Source organism: Chitinophaga sp. CCNWYY40, assembly GCF_037483205.1.
In the GTDB taxonomy this organism is placed as follows: domain Bacteria; phylum Bacteroidota; class Bacteroidia; order Chitinophagales; family Chitinophagaceae; genus Chitinophaga; species Chitinophaga ginsengisegetis.
The window spans coordinates 33,208-59,613 of sequence record NZ_JBBHLF010000008.1 but is presented as its reverse complement, the minus strand read 5'-3'; the positions used below and the strand labels follow the sequence as shown (position 1 = coordinate 59,613).

At 38.5% G+C, this 26,406-nt stretch carries 16 protein-coding genes; 4 read left to right on the top strand and 12 right to left on the bottom strand.

The genetic code is table 11. The annotated features are described in order from the left end of the window. Positions 1-3: 3 nt before the first annotated feature. From V7S65_RS28080 to V7S65_RS28070, 3 genes are all read right to left on the bottom strand, one after another. A complete protein-coding gene (locus V7S65_RS28080) occupies positions 4-3,381 on the bottom strand; it encodes a TonB-dependent receptor (protein WP_336389199.1) in 3,378 nt (1,125 codons plus the stop codon). A gap of 289 nt (positions 3,382-3,670) precedes the next feature. Continuing rightward, positions 3,671-4,822, bottom strand: coding sequence for a FecR family protein (locus tag V7S65_RS28075; RefSeq protein ID WP_336389200.1), 1,152 nt, complete (start codon positions 4,820-4,822; stop codon positions 3,671-3,673). Between the two features lie 66 nt (positions 4,823-4,888). Next, complete coding sequence (locus V7S65_RS28070) at positions 4,889-5,485, bottom strand: RNA polymerase sigma factor (RefSeq protein ID WP_336389201.1); 597 nt, start codon at positions 5,483-5,485, stop codon at positions 4,889-4,891. 503 nt (positions 5,486-5,988) lie between these two features. Here V7S65_RS28070 and V7S65_RS28065 point away from each other — a divergent pair. Then, positions 5,989-6,723 (top strand): DUF4262 domain-containing protein, encoded by a 735-nt coding sequence (locus tag V7S65_RS28065; protein ID WP_336389202.1) that lies wholly within the window; start codon positions 5,989-5,991, stop codon positions 6,721-6,723. A gap of 87 nt (positions 6,724-6,810) precedes the next feature. Here the strand turns inward: V7S65_RS28065 and V7S65_RS28060 are convergent, their stop codons facing one another. Further along, positions 6,811-7,500 carry a hypothetical protein gene (locus tag V7S65_RS28060; RefSeq protein ID WP_336389203.1) on the bottom strand — a complete coding sequence of 230 codons (690 nt, stop codon included), beginning with the start codon at positions 7,498-7,500 and terminating at the stop codon, positions 6,811-6,813. Between the two features lie 55 nt (positions 7,501-7,555). Beyond that, complete coding sequence (rhuM, locus tag V7S65_RS28055; RefSeq protein WP_336389204.1) at positions 7,556-8,548, bottom strand: RhuM family protein; 993 nt, start codon at positions 8,546-8,548, stop codon at positions 7,556-7,558. Positions 8,549-8,675: 127 nt separating this feature from the next. On the opposite strand from rhuM, the gene V7S65_RS28050 reads away from it, so the two are divergent. Continuing rightward, entirely contained in the window at positions 8,676-8,957 is a 282-nt protein-coding gene (locus tag V7S65_RS28050; protein ID WP_336389205.1) for a hypothetical protein, read from the top strand. 74 nt (positions 8,958-9,031) lie between these two features. Here V7S65_RS28050 and V7S65_RS28045 read toward each other — a convergent pair whose 3' ends face one another. Together V7S65_RS28045 and V7S65_RS28040 are read right to left on the bottom strand one after the other, a co-directional pair. Further along, complete coding sequence (locus V7S65_RS28045; RefSeq protein ID WP_336389206.1) at positions 9,032-10,300, bottom strand: type II toxin-antitoxin system HipA family toxin; 1,269 nt, start codon at positions 10,298-10,300, stop codon at positions 9,032-9,034. After that, positions 10,297-10,662, bottom strand: a complete 366-nt coding sequence (locus tag V7S65_RS28040) for a helix-turn-helix domain-containing protein (protein ID WP_336389207.1) — start codon at positions 10,660-10,662, stop codon at positions 10,297-10,299. Before V7S65_RS28040 ends, V7S65_RS28045 begins: the two co-directional genes overlap by 4 nt. 485 nt (positions 10,663-11,147) lie before the next feature. On the opposite strand from V7S65_RS28040, the gene V7S65_RS28035 reads away from it, so the two are divergent. Then, positions 11,148-11,828 (top strand): PP2C family protein-serine/threonine phosphatase, encoded by a 681-nt coding sequence (locus tag V7S65_RS28035; protein ID WP_339546775.1) that lies wholly within the window; start codon positions 11,148-11,150, stop codon positions 11,826-11,828. 5 nt (positions 11,829-11,833) lie between these two features. Then, positions 11,834-12,508 carry a hypothetical protein gene (locus tag V7S65_RS28030; RefSeq protein WP_336389209.1) on the top strand — a complete coding sequence of 225 codons (675 nt, stop codon included), beginning with the start codon at positions 11,834-11,836 and terminating at the stop codon, positions 12,506-12,508. On the opposite strand, the gene V7S65_RS28025 is transcribed toward V7S65_RS28030, so the two are convergent. The 5 genes from V7S65_RS28025 to V7S65_RS28005 all read right to left on the bottom strand — a co-directional run bounded on the left by V7S65_RS28025 (position 12,477) and on the right by V7S65_RS28005 (position 26,321). Then, positions 12,477-13,658 (bottom strand): hypothetical protein, encoded by a 1,182-nt coding sequence (locus tag V7S65_RS28025; protein WP_336389210.1) that lies wholly within the window; start codon positions 13,656-13,658, stop codon positions 12,477-12,479. The two genes, V7S65_RS28030 and V7S65_RS28025, sit on opposite strands and share 32 nt — an antisense overlap. 3 nt (positions 13,659-13,661) lie before the next feature. Then, entirely contained in the window at positions 13,662-14,453 is a 792-nt protein-coding gene (locus tag V7S65_RS28020; RefSeq protein WP_336389211.1) for a serine/threonine protein kinase, read from the bottom strand. A 498-nt stretch (positions 14,454-14,951) separates the two neighbouring features. Next, a complete protein-coding gene (locus V7S65_RS28015) occupies positions 14,952-20,057 on the bottom strand; it encodes an AAA family ATPase (protein WP_336389212.1) in 5,106 nt (1,701 codons plus the stop codon). After that, positions 20,058-21,110 (bottom strand): ComEC/Rec2 family competence protein, encoded by a 1,053-nt coding sequence (locus V7S65_RS28010; RefSeq protein WP_336389213.1) that lies wholly within the window; start codon positions 21,108-21,110, stop codon positions 20,058-20,060. A gap of 9 nt (positions 21,111-21,119) precedes the next feature. Beyond that, entirely contained in the window at positions 21,120-26,321 is a 5,202-nt protein-coding gene (locus V7S65_RS28005) for an AAA family ATPase (RefSeq protein ID WP_336389214.1), read from the bottom strand. Positions 26,322-26,406 lie beyond the last annotated feature (85 nt).

Here is a 26,406-nt window from a genome sequence, read left to right as displayed (position 1 = left end):
TGGCTAGAATGTTACATTGAGTCCCATAGCCCAAACTCTCTGCAACGGATAAACCCGGCCATCTGTGGACGAAAATTCCGGATCCATCGTGTGCAACAGCTTGGTGAAGGTGACCAGGTTTTCAATGTTCAGGAAAAAGCGCACTTTCTGGCTGTCTATAGCGCGAAGTATATGCTGCGGCATGGAATAGCCCAATTGAAGGTTTTTGAGCCTTAGATAAGCCGCGCTTTGCACATATCGTGTCTGTGGCTGCGAATTTTTCTGCATCTCACCTCCCATGTAGAATTTTGGATAGTAGCCATTGGGTGTTTCGGGTGTCCAGCGGTCGTATTGTGCGGTAGTCAGCATTCCCGTATATAAATCGCCTGTGATACCCCAGAAATAAGCTCCATCCCAAACGTTGGCGTTGGAAAAGATGGCGTCCCGTTTACCAACACCCTGCAGGAAAACAGTGATGTCAAATGATTTGTATTGAGCGTTCAGATTCAGACCGAAAGAATAACGGGGAGTGGTATTGGCTATAACACGACGGTCTCCGGGGTTTTCCAATGTATTGTTGCCCCAGTTGATGATGCCATCACCGTTAAGGTCTGCATAACGGATGTCGCCCGGGCTCCAGCGGCTATAGATCTTGTTCTGATTCGGCGCAGTGGCTATTTCATCCTGGGACTGGAAAAACCCTTCCGTCTGATACCCCCAAACATCCCCAAACTTACGCCCTTTGTACCAGGTGGTGTTCAGCCCTGCCGGATTGGGATAGCGAAGTACTTTACTCTGATAGTCGCTGAACACAACATCCACTCCGTATTGTACATTTCCAATCCGGTCTTTCCAGCCGATGGTAAGGTCGATACCCCTGGTCTGCATCGCTGCGTTATTGACTTGTGGGGCAGCCGTACCCAACAGCGCAGGCAAGGCATCTGCAGGGCCTACAAAGTCATCTGCCGTACGTTGGTACCAGTCGAAAGATGCGGTCAACCGGTTGGATAATGCGGTGATATCCGTTCCAAAATCCAACGTCTTCACCGTTACCCATGTAAGCGATCCATCGATCAATGGAGGCTGACTGATGAATGCTTCTTTACCACCGGAAAATAAATACTGGCTACCGGTAGGCACTACACTATTGAGTGCCGGATAAAAAGGATAATAATTGCTGGCAAAACTCTGATCGCCCAGCTGTCCATATGATGCACGTAATTTGAACGAATTGGCTACCCGTGCTATAGGTTTCCAGAACGATTCATTCGATAGTACCCATCCTGCCGATATACCCGGATAGAATTTAAAACGCCGGTCTTTCAGAAAACGGGATGTACCATCATATCGTCCGTTAAACTCAACAAGATATTTCTCTTTATAATTGTAATTGATACGTCCAAACCCGCCACGGATAGCAAGCTGCGAGGCATTGTCTGTCAAGGAAGGAGTTGTCCCATAGGTGAGGGATAAAGATGGAATATCATTGGAAAATAAAAACTGATTACGACCTCCCATAGACAGGTTATCATAAAGCTCCTGTGTGAAACCGATCAAACCTTTCACGGCATGTCCGCTCCACTCATTTTCATAAGATGTAAATGTATTGATCGTATAATGGTGGTTCCTGTTATACTGTCTTTCAAAACTGTTGGGAGCGTAGAGAGGTTGCTGTGAACCGCTTGGACGGGTCACATACACTGTTTTGTTATGCCGGCTCAGATCAAAGTACGAGCCATCAAATGTGTAATTGGCAGTAATGTTCCAACCCCGCAGAGGATTTATTACTAATTCACCCGTAATAAGTGCCTTATCATTATTCGATTTAGTACGGGCGCCATTTACAAGCCCCTCCATCCGGTTTTCAGAAGCAAAACTGCCGCCAGGAGTATATAACGGTTCAGTAGGCCAGTTGCGTGCAGCCAAGGTCTGCATCCAGTTACTTTCTGCGGTGGGGGTTTCCGTGGCACCTCTGGAGAAAGATCCTCTGAAATTGAAGTTCATCCAGCTTGTGATAACAGAAGAGAGGTTGGCGCGGACATTATACTGGGCATATGTGTCAGTTGCATAATTGTACATCCCATTTTGTTGAATATACCCCAGGCCTACATAGTAGCGTGTCTTGTCTGTCCCTCCGGATACACCGAGATTATGCTGCTGACTGAACTGTACTTTTTTGTACAGGATATCAAACCAATCATTATTTGCGTTGGCGTTACCCCACTCGAACCAGGCATCGGTGCCCGGAGTCGGATTGGCAATGGTTTCATCCGTGATTTTACCATCCAGGTATTCCTGGATACGTCTGAGGGCATCATCATTAAATGGTTTGGTCACTCCTGCGTTGGCCGCTGCTTCATTGTATAAATTGGCAAAATCAATTGACTTCATATACTTTGGCAGGTTGATGGGTTCCATTAACATCAGGTTATTGTTATACGTGATGGTAGGTTTTTGTCCTGCTTTTCCTTGCTTTGTTGTGATAATGACCACCCCGTAGGGGGCACTGGAACCGTATATGGAAGCAGAGGCAGCATCTTTCAGCACGCTCACACTCTCTACATCGTTCATGTTGATCGTATTAATATCCACTCCGGGCACACCATCTACAACAAACAAGGGAGCCTGAGAGGAAGTAGATCCATTGGAAGAGAAACCAGTATATCCCCGTATGTTAAATGACGGAGCCTGTCCGGGAGCACCACCGCCGGCGGAGCTGATATTAAGATTGGAAACAGCTCCCTGTAAGGCATGACCGAGTGTTAGTACAGATCTGTTCTCCAGTCTTTTACCGGATATCTGGGATACAGCACCTGTCAGATTAATTTTTTTCTGAGTGCCGTAACCAACTACAACAACTCCTTCCAGGTCCGTTAAGATTACCTTTAGTACAATATCAACCCGAACATTATTGGTTACAGCAATCTCTTGTCTTTTATACCCCAATAAATTGAATATCAAAACTTCTCCGGGAGAGGCATCAATCTGGTATCTGCCAGAAGCATCACTTACAGCAACGCGGTTGGTTCCTTTAACTACAATTTGTACACCTGGAAGATAGCCGCCTGCACTATCTTTAATCACCCCCGAGATTAAATGCTGTTGGTTGGGTTCCAGTGTAACCTTTTGCAAACCTGGTTCAACCCTCTTTTTAATAAGTATGTTCTTGTCTACGATTTTATAGGTGATCGGGAGGCCTTCTAAACAACCTTCCAATACTTTTTCGATAGGTGCATTCTGAAATGATAAACTGACTTTTTGTTTCTTTAATTCCACATCGTCGTAGAGAAACAAGTAACCCGTTTGCTGCTCAATAACCTTGAATACCTTTTCCAAAGGCGTGTTACTTACCTTAATGGACACGCTCTGCGCCAGACTTTTAGCACTGACCTGAATCAACATGACTAAAGTAAGGCCAACTATTACCTGAAATCTCATAATAAATTTCCGATGAAGGTGTTTGCCCAAAAACAACCATCCCGACCAGACGGTGGTTGTATGAAATCTGAATTTCATTAACTTTGTATTGTTTGAGTTGATATTTAATTAGTACACTAATCTTTTGAATGATCGCTCATACGCTTGCGTCTTCTGATTGCAGTCAGAAGACGTTTTTCATTGAGCTTAGGGCGGTTTTTAAGTTTCTCGTTCCATAAGCTAATTGATTTTTCAGGTGATAGATGCAACTACTTTATTCAATGACAATACGTTTAACACCGTTATCTGTCTCAATCCTACAGTTCAGATTATAGAACGATAAGATCTCAAGAACTTTGGAAGCATTGGTATTACGATACACTTCTCCGGATAAGCGTACGTTAGCAGCTTTACCTTTAAATACCACGTCTATATTATACCAGCGGGAAAGTTGCCGTGCAACGGCATATATATCAGATTGATTGAAGTTGAGTTTTCCATTTTTCCAGGCAATAGCATCCGATACATCTACCTGAGCCACAGATAGCCGACTGCCGCTATCGAGCGTGGCCTGCTGCCCTGGTTCCAGGACAACATTCCGGTATCTGTCTGTCTCAACTATTTTGACGGTTCCTTCTGCCAAAGTCGTTTTTACACTGGGATCATCATCATAACTGCTAACATTAAAATGTGTGCCCAGTACTTCTACAACCTGACCTTTGGAGAGCACTTTAAATGGTCTGTTGGCATCTTTGGCTACTTCAAAATATGCTTCTCCCTTTAACTCGACTAAGCGTTCGTGAGATGTTTTGCTAATTTTATAGGTAAGCTGTGAAGCTGCGTTCAGCCAAACTTTTGATCCGTCTGGTAAGGTAAGTTGGAATTGTCCACCGCGTGGGGTTTTTAAGCTATTGGACACCGGGGTTTCCGCCTCCTCTCCCTTTGATTCAGTAGCCACATAGGTCAACTGGCCATTCGCATTTTTATAGATGGTACTACTTCCTGCTTTGGCAATAGCTCCGTTAGATTGATCATCCAATGCTATTTCGGTCCCGTCCCCAAGCCGCAGCGTGGCTATATTTCTACCGGGCGCGATATCTGCAGCATTGGAAAGCAGCTTATTTGTTTCCGGGGGGTTGCCGGAAGACCTGTAATTAACATAGAAATAAGTTCCAATGGAGATAGTAATCAAAACAGCCGCGGCAGCGGCTACTGCCGGATATCTAAATGGCTTTCTCTCCTTTCTGAGAGACTTTACTAACCGGGTTCGGACTTCTATGAGATCCTCTTCCAAATCCTCCTCATTAACCGCGGCTTTCTTTGACTCCAACAGCTCGTACCATAGTTCCACCTGCGCACACTCCTCTGGAGTACAGTTTCCTGCCAGATAGCGTTTCAACAGATCCTGCATATTATTTTGTTCCATACTTATCACAATATTGCTGTTTGCATAAGTATAGTACAATTAGTACATCGATGGGCGTAAAGAAAATTAAAAAAAATGTTCAGTCAGGCAAATGCTCGATAGTATTAATAAGGGGCCTAATTTAACACGCAACGACTTTAAAGCGTTATTGACATGTTTCTTAACCGTAGCTTCCGAAAGGCCTAACTGCATGGCTATCTCCTTGTGAGAAAGGTGATGCTCCCTGCTCATGCGAAAAACTTCCTGCATCTTTTCGGGTAATGAAGAAATTTCGCTTTCAATTATCCGCTTAAGTTCATTTTCGCGGGCTAAATAATCTGCAGAACTACTTTTTATAGGTGTCGAAAATTTGAGCGAATCTAAATAGGTAGTTTGTACCTTCTTGTGAACAATACGCTTTATGACCATATATCGCAGGGTGGCATGTAAATATCCCGCTAATGGCGTATCTACTGTTAGTGAATGACGATTTTGCCATAATGCAACAAACACATCTTGTAATAAATCTTTGGCTTCGTCATTATTATCCAATTTCTTACTCCCTTTTATATACAAACCTTTTGCATGTCTGTTGTATATTTCCAGGTACGCCAAATGGTCGTCTTCCAGCAGGAGTCCAACCAGGTCTTTATCGCAATATGTTTGATAATCAACAGCTTTCACAAATAAGATTATTGGTCGCCCATTAGCCACTTTACGAATTACAGATACACCTTAAGATAAGGATCTCTTTTAAAAACTTCTCCGTTTTAATAAATAGTACGTTGAATCAGTGCCTGGGCGTAAAGAAATTTTATTTTTTTTGGTTCAATATTTTATGACGTCAGTCCTGATGTGGTTACTGCCCTTTTACATTTTTCAAAACTAATCACAGTTCATGTAGGTAACGACAGAGGGTGTATTAACAAAGTATTAAGTCTACTTTATTCTAAGCTGGTACAGGATTAGATTTGATGAGTCATTACTAATTAGCATATGCTCAAGGTGTTGATATAGCTATTTCTCATGTAGTGCCTAAAGAAGTATGGCCCCTTACACTTTTGCCCCTATAAGAAAGCCCTTATTTCCCGATATACTAAATAATGAGAATATTTGGAAGATCCGGGATGAGCAAATACCTTAGCACTGCCCACATAATTTATGTAAAAACGTTTAAACCACAGCCTTTGACTCAAGATCCACTCAATCACGGTCCTGTTACCCGTAAAGAAATACAAAATAAAATTGATCAATATGGCTGCTATATCGTATTGGTTGAGCCAAATGATTATTTGCCAGGCTACGCATATACTATCGGGTTGCACCAAAAATTCAAACATCCGGAGATCATATGCTTTGGGTTATCAACAGCCCTCTTAGGGGATTTATTAAATAATGCTTGTGCGTCAATAATAAATGGTAGTCCGCTAAATGCAGGCGTACTATATGACGAGTTCATAAAAAACTACCCCATACAATTCCTGAATGTAAATAAATCATATTATTCAGACTACATGGCAATATGCAATATTTTCTATCGTACAGATGATTACCCTGCACTGCAAATCGTATGGCCGGACAAGCAATCATTATTTCCCTGGGAATCTGGGTTCAATCCCGATTGGAAATTTAAACAGCCACTCCTTGATAGAAACACGGATTTTAGATTCTATGAAGAGAGAAACGTAGCGATATTTACAACTAGCCAGGTTTTAGAGGGAAAGCCGATTTTGTATGTTTACCACAATAACGATGGGGCATGGCAGTTTCATAGTGAGAAAGAGCCAGATCTTAAAGATTCGAAACTGGTTAGTCTTGAAAAAATAACCAAAATCGACCCCAGTGTGAATGAACTTTACCACCTGCCTTTGGGAAAAAGCGCCCGGCGAGAGTCTATCAATGATCCGTGGGATTGGGAATAACGCTAAGGAGTTATTTCAAAATTCTTGCGGAATTTCCAAAGCTATTCAAAAGTCCCTATAATTGAAATTCAGGCAGATTGGCATCTACTACCATTTTTCAAAGTTTGTTCCCTTTAACCAGTAGTCATAAAAATCTATCATTTCATTTATTTCCTTTTTCTTAAGAAGATAGTCCTTCGTTTCTACCTGATGGTTTTCCCTACGCAAATTCAATTCCTTCATTTCCAGCCTCTTCAAGTGTCTTTTCTTGACGTTCTCATAATGCTCAAAGGTTTTCTCCTGGGCCTCGAGATACTCTTTACTTGATAAATAGCTATTATTCTGAAGCTCCACTCTTTCCAGGGAAGGTCCTCTTCTTTCTCTGTATGGAACAGTTTGGCCAAATTGAAATAGTGGCTTCTGACGAATGTACTGATCAAATCCCTCACAGGTAAATTCAATTTCACCCCGTTGAGTAACAATTAGCCATATAGTTTTATCCTCTTCCACTTGTCTTTCTATATAGTCAATCTCAAAAACATCTTCCATTGCTATTTCAAAGTCGAAAGAAAGGATTTTCGCTTTTTTAAAAACCAATGTTGCAGGTGCAACCCAGAATGTAAAAGGTAACCCCTCGAGGTCCGGCTGATTCCATTTGAAAATATAGTCAATATCAAATTCAAGGTCTTCTTTTAGGGCCATCTTATAAATCTGCGAATCATGCCAGCCCATAATTTCAAAGTCCTTTTCCGTCCAAATACTCTTTTCTAGGTCATAAGACATCCCTATCATACTCATGGTTATTAAATATAAACACAAATTGAATTTGTAATTCGCGAACAGGAAACAAAAACTAATTCCTAAGATTTATAAGATTTACTACAACTTTTATCATCATCTCTTTTTCATCCGGTTTCGACTCTGCTATCATAAGCGTAAGCGCAACTAAGGCATTGTCTGCGATCTTTTTTGAGCCATCAAAATGATATAAAATTCCATTTTTCCCTAAAAACCAAACAAATAAGAATGCAGCTATCCGCTTGTTCCCATCCGAGAAGGAATGATTCTTGGTAACAAAATATAAGAGGTTCGCAGCTTTCTCCTCCACGCTCGGATAAAGATACTGACCGCCAAATGTCTGGTATATAGCCGCAAGTGATCCCTGGAAAGATTCGTCCTTTTCATTTCCGAAAAGCGAACTACCGCCAAATTTATCGCGTAGCCCTCTAATAGCGTCCATTGCAGAATGATAAGTGATTTCAAAAATATTCTCCGGCGAAGTAGCCTCAATCTGCAATACCTGATGATCATATTGATCCAGTACATCCAGAGCGTAAGTATAATCGGTAATAACTTTAAGCAAACCAATTGCTTCATCAGAGTTCAAAATCTGATTCTCTGCGACCTTTCCTAACAACTTAACTGTCTGTTTCAACTCATTGAGCTGCATTGACTCTTCCTGAAAACGTTTCCTATCAATAGCATAACCGTATGCTATATAATCTTTCAAAACTTTGTTGGCCCAAATACGAAACTGTGTTCCGCGGATGGAATTAACCCTATATCCTACAGACACAATCATGTCCAGGTTATAATGATCCACCAGGCGTTTCACCTCTCTTTTACCTTCCTTTCGAACTATTTCCATTTTGGAAACAGTTGAATCCAATGGCAACTCCTTTGTTTTATGGATGTTAGTAATATGTTTAGATATAGCAGGAACTTCAGTTCCAAAAAGCTCGGCAATTTGTTTTTGATTTAACCAGATAGTATCATTTACCAGCTTAACATCAATTACAGTTTCACCATCAACAGTTTGATAAATTAATATTTGATTCTCCTCCATATAAATATTGATTTATAGTATTTCTATCAACGACGCTAAATTACCATCTGATATGACTCAACTTCTAAATGAATGTATCTGCATATAAAGATTAACATATTCATTAGACAGCCAACATCTCATTACAATGTTCGCATATCTTTCTTATTCTGATATTACTGCTCATGTGGGATTATTTAAAACAGGAATACGGATTACAAGAGAGTCTTTACTTAAATCTGAAAGGATACAAAAATTCAAAAATCCGCAGAAAATAACCCTGGCTACGATGCTCTGCTACATTGCGTTTGGAAAGAATATGAAAATAGAGAAAAGTATAGAAAGGGCTTACTTCCCGATACAGACAGATAGAATGGTCTGTGGTGGTGTGTTTGAGAGGAGGAGGTACAAAAAGGTACAAACGAATTAAGAGTTTATCACATTAATGATTCAATATTTCTGTAGACATCCCAATTAGCTGCAATGTTAATATCATTCATCCTATTATTTCTTTGTGCTAAGGTCAAAGGCACTTTCCATGTATTCGATGTCTCCTCTGGAAATACCCATCGTCTCCGCTACTTGTCGCCAAGTACTGACAGATCGAATTATTTCATCCATTAACGTTTTGGCTTCTTGGTTACTTAATCTGAAAGCGCTTGCTTCTTGTAACGCCAAGTCTAAACTTAGAATACCGCTATCCTCAGAAATATTTAGCTTTAAATGCTCAGAATATAATACTGGATTAATATCATAAGCAGGAGATAAAACCCAACCCTCTGACGTTAACAAAAAACCATGATTACGTAAATGATCATCAGTATTGGAGACACAAATGTTAAAAACCATCCTTTTCCAGAGTTCTTTCATGTTTTCATCAGGATTCGCCCCGGACTTCATGATGAACTCGGCAATATGTTGGTAAGAAATGCCGTCGTTTCCATCTGCACCATCAGTCAATCCTAATAATGTCATTGCAGAGGCAAAATGTATTCTCCCATCCTCTGTACGGTCAAAGCGTTTTGTAAGATAGGTATGATGCCGTGCCGTGTATTGCTCAGCCCTCCCGACTGCTATATTTATGCCAGCGCCATTTCCCAGCTGCATTACTACAGCCTCCCAAATTCCAATATCATACTCATCAAACCGGCTAGGGAATTTTGCAATCCATAAATGCCCATTGGTGTCAGTTATACTTGCTTTGGGCCTAGCTCCCCCAAGAGAGGTACCAGGAGCCAATAATATTCTCATCCATTCTCCAAATCTTGGATTTTCACGGGCATTGTCTTGCTCTATTTCTAGACTTGCAGCCTCTAATGTTCGAAGATTATGTATTGGAGGTGCAGCACGTTCAAAACTACTGTCCAAAAATGGACCATCCGGATCTAACTTAAACCGTATTCCGCCCATTCTTGGAAAGTCTGCTACTCCTAGCAAATAATCACTTTCAAAAAGCTTTGTAGGCGCTCGTTTCTCCAATCTAGCATTATAACTTTCCTTTCTTTCCATTAGAACCCTGCCCCATCTGTCGGGTGCAGAATCAGTAAAAATACCAAAGCTAGACTTTTCTTCTCTTGTGAATTGGGGGCCATTATACAGCCCCAAATCAGGATCAAGACTTAAAGCCGGTCCTTCTTTCAACCACTGTTCATCATAGGTAAAAGAAAATATATCGCCTTCCCGTCCAACATCCGCCCTCAATTGTCCCATAAGACGTGGCCCATTGATGCCAATCCAGTCTGCATACACCCATATATTCTTCGCAGCTCTCATGACTTTTTCATTCTATTAGGCTTCATTATCCTGCCCTTCATACCAGAAGCTTTTCTAGCGGGCGCCAATTTAGCCTGTAAATACTTTGCGTCCTCTAACTTTCTACCCAATAAATCATCTGAAGCCACTTTATTAATGTCTTTCTCAAGTCCTAATACAAAAAGTACTTGCATATAAGATCCAATCGCTACCCCTGGGTCACCTCTTTCAATATTCCATAAAGTAGATCGGGCAATACCAGACCTCTCGGCTACTTGTTCTGCAGTAAGCTTCCTACGCTTTCTTGCTAAACGTAGATTCTGACCTAGCTCTTTAAGTAACTTCGCATTAGTAGGCAGTAATATGACTTTCTTGGAATTCAATTTTGTTTGACATTTCAAACAAAATTAACTTTTTTGCTTGAAATGTCAAACAGTTATTTGCTTTCGCATAATAATTTTGATCAGCATCATTTGAAAAAGTTAAGCATTCGAATGGTCTTAATTTGAATAAAGCAGAATTGAATGATTGATATTTCAAACATAGAAAAGCAAAATGTTTGAAATATCGAACAAATAATTTAATCCATATTTATCCTGCAATCATAAGAAATCTCTTATTTAAATGATTGATATTTTGAACATAATAGTACAAAACGTTTGAAATATCACACAATTCGCTTACTTGAAGTTCACTCTTAAGAGGTTAGGATTTGAAGTTAAGAGACGCAGGGGTGAATTAGAAAATTTACAGCTATGTACTGCTAACCAATCGAAATTACTAATTTTTTTAGCAAAAAAAATATCATATCTTTGATTCTAGTAGACATGAACGTTGACCAAGAATTGATTATAAATTGATTCGTCTTTTGGGCCAAGAAGTTAAAGAAATATCCATGCAACAGAATACTTGCTACTTTTCTGCTACACTTAAGGGCACAAAGCATCGAGAAAATAAGGACAACTTTTTAGTTATTGATGATCCGTTTTTTTTTCTCTTTGTAGTGTTTGATGGTGTAAGTTCAGCAAAAGAAAGTAAACAAGCCGTCGATCAAGCCAAAATGTACATCAAGGAAAACTATAAAGTTTACTTAAATCAAACTGTTAATATTAGAACCCTAATGTTCGATCTTAATACCGATTTAATAAATTCGAACTTAGCTGAACCATATTCTACATATTGTCTACTTTATTTGGAAAAAGCAAGTCAGCAATTGTATTATTCATGGTTAGGCGATTCGAGGATCTATACCATAACCAATCAATTTGTCGAAAAACTTACTGAAGATGACAGTATCTCTGAAAACGTTTTAACAAAGTTCTTAGGATCTCCTGAGCTAAGTATCGAGGACTTTCGACAGAAAAAGTGCGATAAGAAGGAGGGACACCTTCTACTATGCACTGATGGATTTCATACACTTTTTGAGTCAAATAAACTGAAATTTTTCAATACCTTTAATGGCAAATCTTTAAGCAAGGTAAAGGAACGTATTGTTTCGCTAGTTGAAGGGAACAATGTTGACGATTCTACGTTTATCTTCATAAAATAAGCCCTATGTTTGAAACAGAAAGTCAATTGGTTGATGTACTAAAAAAAAATTACAGGGCTTTTTGTCACTGGGATCCAAAAAAATTTGACACCAAAATACTTGAAGAGGTAGACCTTGGCTATGGAATCGCGGATCTAGTAATAAGTAAGTTGGCCGGCAAAAAGGAGCAATCTAATTTTCCACTCAATTACTTTGACGCTTTAGTGTATAAGATAATTGAAACGAACAAGTCTATTTCTTTTGAAAAATTGAAAGAAATCACCAAAGCAAATTCAAGTACAATAAATGGATCTTTGAAAAAACTCATTCAAGACAGCTATGTAGCCAAGTCCGATTCACTATTTGTATTCCACAAGACTTACAAAGCTGTGGCCATAGATTCAATCGCTATCGAAGCTAAATTAAAAAATTGGAAACGTGCACTGGACCAGGCCTTTAGATACAAATGGTTTGCAGATAAAAGTTATGTTGTTTTGGATAGTAACTACATAAAACCCGCGATTTCCAACATAAATGAATTTACAAAAATGAATGTAGGATTAGCAGAAATAAATCTGCAAGGAGAAGTTAAACTGCATTTTAAACCAATAAAGAGTCTCCCTATTGACTATAAAATGTGGATACTTCTTAATGAGAGATTGAAAATATTCAAAAACTCATCAGAAATGATTTCCATGTAACCAAATGATAATTTTTACTTTCATTTGTTAAATGTATCTTTTTTAATTCAAGTTGATGATATGCTTCAATAGCACTATCAATTTTTGAAAGCATAATGGATCTTCTCTTATTCAAATTGCTTTCTGAAGCAAGTTCCATAAGTAGTCGATCAATTGCCATCAAGTAGTTCTTATGCACCTCTGGCTTTTGGTTGCTCCAAGGATACCCTTCCACCAAAACAGTATCTGAAAAAATATTCCTTTCATTCTTTATAATATCTAAACCGCGGTTAAGTCTTACGAGATCTAGCTGCTGTGCCTTAACGAAATTTAGTAACTTTTCAGAGAAATACCAACCTTTTGAAGGGCCGCCATCCTCCTCTTCTGTAAAACGCTTGATTGAAAAATTCCGCAAATTCTCATACGTACCAATCGTCACATAGTCAATATCAGTAACTGATAAGAAAATAAGCGCATCCCAATTAGCGTAAGAGTAAATAGTTTCAAACTTCTGCTCTTTCAAAACTTTAAAAACAGTCGAAAGATTATATAGATACTTGAAATCAATGCTAATCTTCTGAAAAGCCTCTGGCTTGGCTTCACATGTTATATAGTAGCCATCGAATATTATGCTGATATCCGTCAAATGATATAATAAATCCTCCACAGAATCCTTGTCAATAATTGTATGGTTCGCTAAAGGTATTGTCATGTAATATTTAATACCGTCACGTCTATTAGAACTCAACCACTTGTTAATAGTCTTTATCATTGCAATGAAATCACCTGGCTTATCATTCTGATAATAAACTGGAATGATTACTCTCGAAAGTCCAAGTGTATCTATCTGATATGCTATGCCTCTCTTTATCTGGCTCTCAATCAACACATTGGTTTCCTCTTCCGAGTTTGGATTTGCAGAGGGATGAAAACTATATGTGCTTAATTTACCCTTAGATAACTTCCCCCCTTCCCTTTTCCCAAAATACTGTAAGTCAAAAAAAGATTTTTCTAAAATATCCTCGGTCCTATATCCACAAATTTTAGGACTTGCAAAAAAACCTTGGGGAAAGCTATAAGCACAAAATACAAATCCATCACCGATATCGTTTTGAAAGTGAGCATCAAGATTCCATTTATGAAAATGCCCTGCGAGATGTAATATTTCCATATCTTATATTAAGTTTGCTAAATCTTCAATTCGTCGAGGGCGATGCCCTGGACGGAACTTCATACTTTCAGTCAAGAAATTCTTCATTCCACAATCAGCGTCAATTATAAGCTTGTCATCTCCATCTTGGAACCTTTTGTGAATTTCCTCTACATTATTACCGAAAGGTAATCGTTGATGAAAAAGGAAGTAGGCTATTACGCCAATACTAAAAAAATCGGTCCTGTATGAAATCATATCTTTCCGATTAAAATATTGTTCTGGTGCAGCCCACTTCCAGGATCCAGGCTGCAAGCCTCCTGTCCCTGTTATTGACAAATCACCCAAATCTCTTGCTATCCCGAAGTCAAGAATCACAGGCGAACCATCCGGGCGAATAATTATATTTAATGGTTTAAGATCTCTATGAACATATTGATCTTTCCAAACAGGCGTCAATATTCTAAACAATCCAGCAACTAACTCTCTGACTGTCAATGTATTCTCCTTATAATCGCTAGTTATATTCTGTAATGTAGTGCCCTCGATGAACTCCTCAAAAATTATTGTCTCGCCGTGATATTCACTTGTTTCAAAAACTTTGGGGATACCGTCAAGTTCCTTATACTTCTCATAAATCTTCATTTCTCGATCAAACCGTTCATCTTTCGGACCATGAATTATCTTCATGACCTGACTCCTACCCTTTCTAACTACAAAATAAACTGCTTTCTGTCCTCCCGATTCAGGGGATTTAAAAAAACTCTCGATACCATAGCAATCCAGAAACTCTTTATTAAAAGACCTTGATGACATTAATAGCAATATTTAAATTGTATTAGGGAATACCGCGATTTTATTTTTTGTTTTAGTTGCGATACGGGGCTAAGTACTCAATACTAGCAAATATAAAAAAAGATGTGTTTTTGTCAAAATTGTCATTATAATACCTCTATATAGACCTTCGACTACAAAACAAATTATGCCAATAAATATCGCAAATTCAGTTACACCAAAACCTTCAGGTCCATCTCCTTGTTGTGCTAAACAACATCTATGCAATCACTGATTCATATTCGTATACCACGAGACACTGTTCTCTAATTGCTGCGTATTCGTTTTACAGATATAATTAAAAAAAGTGGCATTCTCGATACAGAAAGTAATACTTTTTGATAATAAATCACTTATATAGCATAAAACATAAAATAGGATAACAGCAAGCTAAAAACATACATAGCTTAGAAGAATCGAAATTATCGTTGTCTAATGAACTAAATTGCAATTTTTCATTTTCTTTAAGCCTAGGCTGGGCTATTTACTTAATGAAATAAAATCCTCCCTTATCAAAAACGCAGAAGCTGAATATTGATCAACCAGTGCATTCAGAATACACAGAAAGGAATTCCTGAATTCAGCATTATTACGAATAGCAGTTCTCATCCTTGGATCATAAAATATTCTCGTCGAAAGCTTCTCAAAATAATATATATCGTCTCTTTCTTCAAGCACCTGATATTTCAATAATCCAGCTAACCAAGAAATACCATCTGGCATAAGTTCGTTATATCCAACACCGGAAAGAAGCTTTCCAGTTGCTTTAAGTGTTCCGCTATGTTTAATCAGAGGCTCAAAAAAACACTTCTTTCCCTTTATTCCTTTCCAATTTTTCCCGTCGGAGCCCCAATATGAATAATCCAAAAGCAATATGTCGGTAATGTATCCCTTAGTTGATTCAAGAGTTTTTGAGGACAAATAATTCCACAATATCCAGAAGTTCGGAATTAGCTCTTCGTCTTGAATCGTGAATGTTAGCATCAATTCCAGGCATCTTCTCACAATATCAGAAGTACGTCTTCTATATCGCCTATTTTGAGAAAGCGTTAAATTGAGTAATTCATTTAGCTTCTCTATGGCAATGCTGCTCTGTTGTACCAGAAGATACATTGAAAAATGCTCCTCAAACTTTTGAAGTGTCTCGTAATGAATTTTATCATTACCAAACATATCTTTGGCATCTATATTTTTGCCCACATAGCTCAGTATATAAGAATAATAATCATGCAGACTTACATTCGTCGTATTCTCAGGAATTAAAAAAAGTGCCTCCATCAAATGAAAGGTAGAAATGGAAGTAGTATCCAATTCATCTACTTGAAATTCTATGGACTCTTCTGTCACCTCGGTAATAATCTCAAGAACCCGATCATCATATTCTGTGATGATGGCCTGTAGATCGTCTATTTTGCGGTCTTTTCTCAAAAACTGGAATTTCAGAATTTTTAAAAATCTATTCCAGTACATTTTTAAGTTTTTACTTTCTACAACTGCCGCTCTTGAATAACTCTGCGATCCGTAAGCATGAATGATTCTGGACCGCAAGTGCGAAATCTTTGAATAACGAATAAGTCCGATAACACAAGAAAGAGCAAAACCAGGAGAGTGTGACCATAAGTCACCTTTAAATTTCCTAATTAACTTGTCTCTTTCCAGTTTATTGTCAATGAGTATCAAAGAGACAAAAAGATATTCTCTAGCTTTTCTAAGATTCTCACCAGTCAGCTTATACGCGAGCTCAACTAAGGCGATAAGTGCCGCGTCTATTTCAAACGCACCGAAAGCTGGGTCGGAATCCAGTTCAAAATGCTTTCCAATGTTCTTAATTTCATATCCAACTATTGATAATACACGATCAATGCACCAATTCACTTGGATTTCGTTTAGTAATTCAAAATAATCCCGGATTCCTATTGCGGCAAGAGCTGCGGGGTTATTATAAATCTTTACCTGCCGAGTTTGCGGGGAAGCATTCGACACATGACTAAAGTGTTTTTCCCAAGTTGCATAGTTATCTTCATCGACAGACTCTCTCTTCATCTTTCGCATTGCCCAATTTGATGCAGCACTTAATGGTGTAATTTCATCAACCATTGCTTTCGTTTTCTCAGCTATTGGCTTTAAGTCTTCATCAATTTTTGTTTGCACCAAAAAACCATTCTCAACTTCACCTATAATTTCCAATTTTCTTTTGTCCATTCTGTTCAAGGCAAATTTCCAACTTTCATCCTGAACATTCTCCTGATAAAAGCTATCCAGCAATCCCATCATTTCTGTCTCATATTTTCCAAAACTGAGCTTAAGCACCAAAGATTCCATGTTTATATTCCTATGAGGGAGCTCCTTTGATGTTATTCTTTCTCTTTGCAACAGTTCGGCGTTTTTCCTGCTCCCGTAAGGCGCTAATACATCTCTCTCGTATAATCCCCTGGCAGTATCCCATTTATAGAATTGCTTTACCCCTAAGAGAGGCATAATCTTCTGGATTATTAAATCGGGATAAGCAGAAGCTACACTTATTAAAACGGCACTGGTTGAAACGGATTTGCTTTCTTTTAATAAAAGATCAATTGCGTCATTCAAGACTTCTCTGACATGCGGGTATTCATTATTTTCATCACTTACAATTATCTTAGCTAATTGTAATAGCCATGCCTCCAGTGCCATCAAAACAGATTGGAGCAGATAAGGAGTTGCAATGTAAGTTCCCCTATACACTAACCACAATGCCAAAGTTCCATACTGTGTAACAACGCTTTCATTTGATAATCGATACTTGATTTCAATTCTCTCATCTGGCTGCATGAAAAAAGTATCTTTCAATAAAAAATCTGATTGAAAGAACTGGTCTACTGAATGGTTAAATAGTCTTGTTATAAATCGAAGGGTTTTTAAAGGAACATTTCTAAGCAAATGGCCGATGGGAGTCTGAAAAGCACTGGCAGGAAAATAATCTCGTGAAAAACCACTGACCACACCGAACTGCTCTTCTTTATCAATACCCATTGGTATCGATTTGAATGGTTTATCTCTTAACATCTCTTCCAACTGCTCATGTGAAGGGGGGTAATAAAACCATTCTTTTTCAGCCAAGTTGATAACGACATCGGAAAGTTCTCTACAGATTTCCACACTGTCAGACCAAGACAAAAGAATATCGGATACTTTATCCGCCAAGTCCCTGAGCTTATAATGAACATCTCTTCTATCGAAATTCTGTATATTGACAACGAAATGCTTTACTTCAGCTTTAACAACTTTTGTAAGCTTAAACAATAAAACAAGAATTTCGGTTAAATCTTTCGCACTTTCGTGCTCATCATTTTCTATACTTTCTCTATATCCCTGCAGGTATTCGAGTATAATTAATCCCACCTTTCTTGATTCCTTCGGCAGCGGTCTATTCACATTGATAATTTTACTCCATTGCAGAAGAAATGGAACAATTTGATTATATCTGCCTTTTAAATCATCCAACTCTTTATGGATAAAATTTACCATATTGCCCCATCCTGCACCTTCTGGCTTTAAGAAACTACTTGTATAAACACTGCTTTTCTCGTCATCTTTCAAAAAAGGGAGATAGCTCAAATCAGGTTGCTGACAGCCAACATTTAATAATAATAAACTGCGTTTAAACAAAAAGTAGTCTTCATCAAATAAAATCCTCTTAGCATTATCAAGAAATGAGCTACTATACTCCCCCTGCATAACAGCAATGATTATCTCATCCTTCCAGTGTTGAGGTATTGATTTCTCCTTTAAAATACTCTGAAGAAAATGCCGATAATTATCATCTATATTTTGTATATTCTCAGAAATCCATATTCTAAATGCACGCCGAATAGCAGGTGCATAACCTAGAGCTAAAAGAAATATTTCGATTGGTTCACCTGGTATTACTATATCCTGATATTTTGACTCGATGAATCGTGTAAGGGCCCAATCCTCATATATATCATGAGTTACAGAAAAACGATTGTTTAATGTTGGACTCTCCTCAATCAGATTGTCTCGTAGAAGTTGATGCAAAATTGAACTATCATTGGTCTCCGGTAAGGTAATATAGGGCACCATCTTAATCGCCCTTTCTAATGCAATTGTTTGAAACATACTGCTACGATGCTTCCTGATTGTAGGATTACTCTCTTTTTCTTTGTTTTCGATTATATACTCCCACGCAATTTTCTTAAAATCAATCTCTGAAGTTATGCTAGACTCAATTATTTCATTCCCGATCAAAGTAGCCTTATCAAGATTAAACGGAATTCGCAATATCTTTTTAAGTGCATTATTGGATAATAATACTTTAATATTTGGATAGTTTATGCAAACACTATCAAGCTCGTCCTCTGATAACATCGATACCATGTATGCCTGGTAGGTCGGAAATTGATTAAGAAATTTGATGTTTAGTTGCTCAACAGCATAGCTTCTGCAAGTCAGAATTATTTTCAGATCCGTTCTACGTTTTAGAAGAGCAAAGAAATCAATTATCGTGTCAGCGTTTGCAGTTTCAAGTAATTTCTCAATGCTATCAATAAGTAAAACTTTATCACCCTTCATGCCACTTGAATCCAACAGGTTCTCGAAATCACTTGTCAGAGACATCGACGACTCTAAAAATATTTCGCGCAGACTAGTTTTATCCAACTGTTCACCTTGCAAAGCGATAATTTCAAAATCATTCTCAAGCTCAGAAATACATTGCTTAGTCAAAGCAGACTTGCCAACTCCTGGATTCCCCCAAACTAAAACGAATGGACTTGCAATGATAAGGTCTTTTAATTCGTTCTTAGGGTTGATTCTAGGCAGGGTTATTTTCCCTATCTGAGTTTTTATTCTGTGCAATACCCGGTGTGAATTACTCTTAAGTTTAGAAAGGTCACGGAGTACCTCAGGGTCTGTTTCAACCACTTTCAGTTCAAGTATCGGCTGTTGGGCGGCTAATAAATGTGTATTGATTGCAGAGAGACTGACGCCCAATACTCTTTTCGTGCTTGTTTCGTACCCGGAGAAAATGCCAAATATGAAATATCGAGATTCGCTTTCTAAAAATAGGGGGCTCCCCGAATAGCCATCTAAAAGAGTCCCTGAATTGTATACACTACTGATTGGATCAGCTATTTCCAATTGTATTTGATTATCAAAATCTTTGTCCGGCAAGATCTCAACTTTCAACAAAGAACGCAGAGTATTGTTGTCAACAACTTTCGGTAGGCCCGTAACAAAACACTTTTTCTCTTTCCCCATCAATTTTATAAGTTGAGGACACTTTGCCATTTCAATTGAGAAAGGCACTATAGTTTTCGGGCAAATTATAATTGCAAAGTCCTCTGACTCATTGTTATTACCCAAAATGATTGAATCATCATTTAAAACCTTATATACTTTTCTCGTCTCATCAAAAAACTGTATTTGAATATTCTCCAGTAATACATTATCATTCTCGCCAAGTAAGACATGCCGTGCCGTAATGATATATACAACGTCACAATTAGGGGATGGAAAATAGATAAATCCCGTTCCAACCTCGTCTTTATTATCACTTATCTTAACAATATAGTTATCGATATACGCCATCTAAAGGTTAAAGGTTAAGTAGTTATTCTGAGCTTCCGGATATAAAATTGATACGTTCTCTATTTTTCCATCAACGTCAAAAATTGAAGTTGTAAGGCGATTCTTTTGGGTAATATGGAATTGCAGATTCCTCTTGGAGTTATGTCTAATAATGCGGACGAGCGTTTCCTTATTTGGAAGGTTGTTTTTATTAAGCCCATCCGCACTGATAATAAAATGGCCACAATTAATCAAATCCAATAGTAGGTCGCTGGTATTGAATTTACTTCCATGATGAGAAACCTGCATATAGGCCAATTCGATTTTTTTCTCACCTGGCAAGTATCCCAGGTTTCTCAAAGCACGTGAAATCACAGAAGGATGACTATCGGCTAAAAAGAGAAAATTACTTCCATTAAAGGTGAGGATAAAAGCAATACTACTCCCATTTTCTTCACTATTATCTTCCTTAAATAACTCAAGGTTAAAATCCTCCAATTTTGTTTTATAATCATTTTTTTTACCTGCTTTTTTTTCGGCTGATTTTTTCTTGACTATTTTGATCTCTTCTCGTTTCCACTTTATTATCATTTTTTTTAGTTTTTCGCTATCTGGTGATAATAAAGTTATTCTAGCGCCCAAAAAATCAATTACCCCAAGTTCATCAGTTATAAATTCATTGAGATGAGCATGCTTTGACAAGAATTCTCTCAATTTTATTCCCTGACGCACACTTTTAAGGTTAGTATTCCTGATGCCAGTATCGTAGTCCCACTGAGAGTAATTATACCAAACCTTTGTTTTTGAAATATCTAATTGACTAAAAATAGTCTCGTCATTTATCAGACGAAGGATACCGCCAATATGGTCATCATCGATATGAGTAATAATCCAAAGATCAATGATTTCACTTCTTTGAACAATTTTTTCAATTTCCTTTCGAATACTATTGGTATAGATATCCTCGCTTTCTGATCCTCCGTCTATCAAAATGTTATGATAAAGCCCATCATCTCCCAAAAATCGAATATGAATAGCATCACCGCATCCTGCATCAAAGAATTTAATTTCCATAATTTATAATTAATCTTCTATCAACGATTTTTGCAATTCTATACCCACAACATTTTTCATGGCTATCAAATACTGAATCAGTTCCCTGTAAAAAACATATGATTCTTTATCTGTTTTCATGTTATCTGAAAAATATTGCCATAAAGCACTTAAACAAGTCGCCAGTTTATCATCCAGGTCCTTATGACCTACCCAAACCAACCCCTCTGGCGCCTTCTGTTGACTTTGATGTAAGCTTAACTGGAAAAAAAAAGTAAGGATTCTCAACCCATCCTTGAGCATAAACTTGCCAGAAGGGGTTGTAATGAAACTTAGCAAAGAATCTATTACATAAGGGTTCCATTTCTTTTTACTAAACCACTTTTTGTAAATTGGTTCTGCTGCAGAAGTAAAAGCAGAATAGTCGTACTTCCATACATCACACATCCAAGGATGAAAACCCATTATGCAAATTCTAAAGTCACTGAACCGATCAATATGTTTGGTTTCCCAGGTTGACGAAGTGTAGGTATATTCAACCATCTGGTTCAATAACTTCACCATTTTATCGCGAATGTCCGGGGTGTCTAGGTTAACATAAAAAGAATTACAAAATGTCTGAATCCATTTCTGGGCGATATAACCATACTTAAATAATGGCTCCCAAAATCTCAATTCGACTTCTTCACTACCGAGAAATAAAATTGATTTAGCAATTTTTTGAAGAACCATTCTGTCGAATTCACTTTCCGATGATTTAATAGGCAGGGAATCTTCCTTTATCTCTCCGAGTTGATAAATAATCTGTTTATATGCCTGCTCCCATAATGAAACGATATAGGTCTTTTCTGTATTCCCCTTAATCGCAGATAATTCCGGAATAACCTCCAACATAGGTATAATTATGCTTGTCGTTAAACCTGCTTTTCTTACACGATCCTGAGAATTCCTGCGCCAATTATCGGTTTCCTTTTGTTTCCATTCTTCGGGAGAACGAATGACGGACCAATCCAGGATAAAAGTCTCGATTTTATTATTTATAAATTTCTCGGCAAGCTCCTCTCTTGTTTTCTTAAGCTTCCCTTTTTCTTCGTTATAGTTTTTTATCCCCCGATAATATTCCCCGCTATAATATAAAAGCAGATTTTGAGCCTGTACAAAATGCGGGGTATCCCAAGAATACAATGCAGAAGCTGTGGTAAAAAAATGTTTTCTTGTAGCGTCGTTAAACAACAACAAAGAGCCAGCGATGACTCTGCGCATCGATTTACTATCTATGTTGCTCTTCCATAAAACAGGTGCAATTTCTGCAAGGAAAATATTCCATTCCTGATGGGTGCCATAATGCTGAAATTCATTCCCCCATAAAAATTGCTTATCTATTATCCTCTTCATTAAATCAAGTACCCAATCCCAGTAATCAGGATATTTATCAATCCAAATATCCTTGTGATGTACTAACACTTTAACAGCTGCCAATACATTTGTATAGGGCGATGCCCATGCATGTTCGCCACTGCAATGACTGTCGGATTCAGGGTCTATTTTTGCATAATCGGTCTGAATCTTACTCCATAAGTATTCTGCCCCTGCTAATTCAAATGGCGATTTCTGATCAATCATCAGCTGGTATTTATATGCCAAATGAGAATCCTGAAGGGTTTCCAGACTGGCTTTTCTTCCTGCTGACAAATGATCGGTTACTTCGACGGGCTCCTGGTATTCAAAATAGGTTCCCTGCTCAGATACCTTTTTCTCGTAATTGGCAGGATTGGTTTGATGTATCAGCTGATAGAGAAATATATCTCGTTCATTTCGCGTCTGCATTTGTAGCAATTCGCTTTGCCATTTCTCTCTTACTGGTACAAAATCTTTTTGAAACTCCCCGTTGTTCAACAATAGATGAAGTACAATATCCCGAATGGCAATTTTCCGGTGGTGTCTGCCCTTCCATTTTTTCACTTGTTCCTGCCAGGCCTGGCTAAAATCCCCCCACATGGTAAGGTCATGATATCCACTGTGGAGATCCCATTCATAAAATTCATACGTCGAAAGAAAGGGCTTCAACCGTTCTAAAAACAAAGGAAAATGTAATTTTCCAATGGTAAATATGACGCCTATAATAGCAAGGGAATTTGTATTCTTTATCAGGTACGACGTGTATTCATCAATATTTTTATCCTTCTCCAGTTCTTCATAAAAGAACTGTTCCAGGGCCATGAGAACTGACACAAGACTATGAGGCGCATTCCCAACATCTTTATGCCAACCGAAAACATAAAAATCTCCAATGTACTCTTTGGATTTCCCTTCGATAATTATTTCAATTTTATTACTATTGGATGATTCGTTATGACTTTCCAGCCAACGTTCCGTGGCAAAATCGGTTAACTTACATATAAAGGACAATGCTTCTAAGGGCGAAAGTCGCAGGAAATTCAAGAAAGGGCCACGTAAATAGAATGGCGGGTACCAGCCATGTTCTTCAATAAGCTCATAATGATCATTGAACCGATCCGAACTATACCAGCTAGCCTCGGGTTCTTCAATCATTACAGCCAGCAACATCTCCGATCCCAATGACGGATCATACTGAAGTATGGGGAGAATTGTCCTGCCTTCCAAACATACTTTTCGAAAAGCACTGTCAATCCTGTCAAGCGGCCCCAATGGCCATGGATCAGTTTTTCTTCGTGAAAACCCACGACCAGTAACTGATATAACACCTTGTTCAGGACCTTTATTTTCCACGGCTCTGGCATCAGGTTCTATTTTGATTCGTTTACAAATCCGCAAACATAAGTTCCTCACTTGCTCAGGATTCTGTAGATAACCCAATAATAACGCCTTATATACTGGCTCTTCTATTTTATCATCAATATACCCACCCCCTTCCCGTATTGAAAATATTTGTTCTGCTGCCTTCAGACTCAGATTACCTGCTTCCTGTCGCAATGGAAACTTTTCCGGCGTCTTTTCAAGCCAGAGAGATGCTATTTCGACAGTGTTAATTAAGTCATACTCCAATACAATTTCTGACTGTTCCCACAAAAACTTTAAAACATCTGGCCAATACTCGGGAATTGGTAACCGGTCGTAAGCAGAGGCTTGTTTCTCTGTAATGCCGATCCGTTTTGCGATTTCAAGCACATGCGGTGCAGCGTGTGTTGCTCGCAGTAAAAATAATTTAGTAATGCCCTTTAACAAGGCTGCTTCATTGGTAAACAGAAGTTCTCTATGCAGAGTAAGCAAAGAATAGGCATTCGGAGCAAAGAAAAACGCTTCCAGTAAAAGATCCCGCACTAAAAGATGCTGCGGCGAGTTGTCTGTAAAGCCCTGAACTACCTTCTCCCATTGTGCTCCTGTGGGCTCTTGTTCTAAAAGGCTGATGCCATATAAACGTACGGCTTTTGCCCATAACGGTGAGGTTAAATGTTTCTGTTTTAAAAAGGTAGGTAATTCATCATCGTAGGATTTAAGCAGCCTATACCTGGCCCAATCGCTATATAGATCATGATTAAAATAAAGTTTCTCATGTTGCACTTTTAAAAAACCCAAGGATCGCAACGCATCGGCTGGTGCTAGCTTATCCGGAGCGAATAAATGAACACTGATCCCGATACTCAAATTATCAGCCTGCTGTTCAGCAAGCTGTTTCAGAAAAGAACTTATTTGCAGTCCATTATTTGCATTTTCAACTTCCTCTGTCCATACAAAGTCAATCAAATGACTCTCTCCTAAATTATGTGTTGCCGACAGAGATGAAAGATTATTGGCATTCCGAATAAGCTTGTCTAATAACTTCAGATTATTCCGGATGTTTTCCATGGAATCGATAAAAAGGATTTGCTCTAGCAATGGATAGGCTGTAGCGATTTCACATAACTCGTTAAATGTTAGTTCCGGAATCTCAAAATTCTGAAAGATTGAAGGAGAGAAATTGAAATTGGTGAAAAATTGGCTCAGTTTATCAATCTGATCTGATGGACAAGTAAAAATAATTTTCCAGGAAGAAGTCTCATCGATCGCTTTTCTTAAAATGATGGCAAGCTTCTGTTGCTGGCGCTGATGATATAACCGCTCGATACCATCAATAAATAAATAAGCATGAACATCCGAAGTCTCTTCAATTAACTCGGAAAGCTGGTTGTCCAGCCTCATATCTGTTTCCATCGATGTCGAGTCAAAATCAGTGCTATCCAGCCAAATAATACTACTACCTTCAGCTCTTTTCCTTTCAGCAAATAATTTAGCCAGGTTCGTTTTTCCGCTACCGGAAATCCCCTGTATGATCAGCCCTTTACATCTACTTAATTTATTCTCTAGATCGTTGCCAGATGCGTTTCTATCCAGTGACAATTGCTGGCCTAACTTATCCGGAATGATTAAAAATTTGTCAGCTGCTGCCTGGTTTAGTTTTTTCCAATCAGATTCATACCTGGGGGCATTGCTAAGAAGAAAGTCATTTTTTAAGACCTGTACCAGCCCCTTTCGATCAAGGCTTCCAGCAACAGGCGCAATACTTCTTGGGAGTAAACATAAAGCTTTGAAAAGCCTTTCTGCGTCAGCCTGATTTTTACTGCTTAACGAGTTACGGCATAACTCTATGGCCCTTGCTTCGTCTTTTGATACTTTATTTTCAAAATCCATCTCCCGCTCCATAAAACATTTAAGCAGGTTAACCGTGTCTTCTTCCCTGACAGTATAAAGTGCGGCCAGATCTGGTGGGCAATAAAAGCTTTGGTAAATCTTCCTGCCAGATTTGGAGTAAAACCGGTCAGTTAAAATACGTTGATGTAAGGTTGCCTTATCCTGATGAACTGCCTGCTGCAAAAGCTGGTTTAAATCAGCTGAAGCCGCCGGAGAAATGGGAGCTTCTACTAAACAGAGTGCATCTGAATCTTTATTGAATACGAGAGAATTATGGTGTAGTGTTTGTTCCCATAACAACCGGTTAATTTCTGCCGGACATCCTTTGGAATTGAACTGTTGATTACTTTTTACAGATACGGCAATACGACGGATGGTTTGAGAAGATTCGAGCGTCAGTAAGATATCATCAAATAACCAGCCGTCTGCCCCAGCCTGCAGGCTGATTTTTTTAATAAGGCCTGATTGGGGATCAAATGGCAAATTTTCAGATAGCATACACGCCAAGAAATAGGCTACTACCTTATCCTCGTAACTTGTGCCCCCCTGTCCGGTTTGCTTGGCTGTTGCTACTTTACTCACCTAATTATAGTTTAAACCAGAAAATGTTCCATCTGCCAATCTCCCCACACTTAATTAAATAATTTGGTTAGCGGAAAAAGATGCT

Bases quoted from the DNA above. Each gene is read 5' to 3' on its own strand.
- V7S65_RS28080 (WP_336389199.1), bottom strand. From the start codon at position 3,381: ATGTTGATTCAGGTCAGTGCTAAAAGTCTGGCGCAGAGCGTGTCCATT.
- V7S65_RS28075 (WP_336389200.1), bottom strand. From the start codon at position 4,822: ATGGAACAAAATAATATGCAGGATCTGTTGAAACGCTATCTGGCAGGA.
- V7S65_RS28060 (WP_336389203.1), bottom strand. From the start codon at position 7,500: ATGAGTATGATAGGGATGTCTTATGACCTAGAAAAGAGTATTTGGACG.
- rhuM (WP_336389204.1), bottom strand. From the start codon at position 8,548: ATGGAGGAGAATCAAATATTAATTTATCAAACTGTTGATGGTGAAACT.
- V7S65_RS28050 (WP_336389205.1), top strand. From the start codon at position 8,676: ATGTTCGCATATCTTTCTTATTCTGATATTACTGCTCATGTGGGATTA.
- V7S65_RS28045 (WP_336389206.1), bottom strand. From the start codon at position 10,300: ATGAGAGCTGCGAAGAATATATGGGTGTATGCAGACTGGATTGGCATC.
- V7S65_RS28030 (WP_336389209.1), top strand. From the start codon at position 11,834: ATGTTTGAAACAGAAAGTCAATTGGTTGATGTACTAAAAAAAAATTAC.
- V7S65_RS28025 (WP_336389210.1), bottom strand. From the start codon at position 13,658: ATGGAAATATTACATCTCGCAGGGCATTTTCATAAATGGAATCTTGAT.
- V7S65_RS28020 (WP_336389211.1), bottom strand. From the start codon at position 14,453: ATGTCATCAAGGTCTTTTAATAAAGAGTTTCTGGATTGCTATGGTATC.
- V7S65_RS28015 (WP_336389212.1), bottom strand. From the start codon at position 20,057: ATGGCGTATATCGATAACTATATTGTTAAGATAAGTGATAATAAAGAC.
- V7S65_RS28010 (WP_336389213.1), bottom strand. From the start codon at position 21,110: ATGGAAATTAAATTCTTTGATGCAGGATGCGGTGATGCTATTCATATT.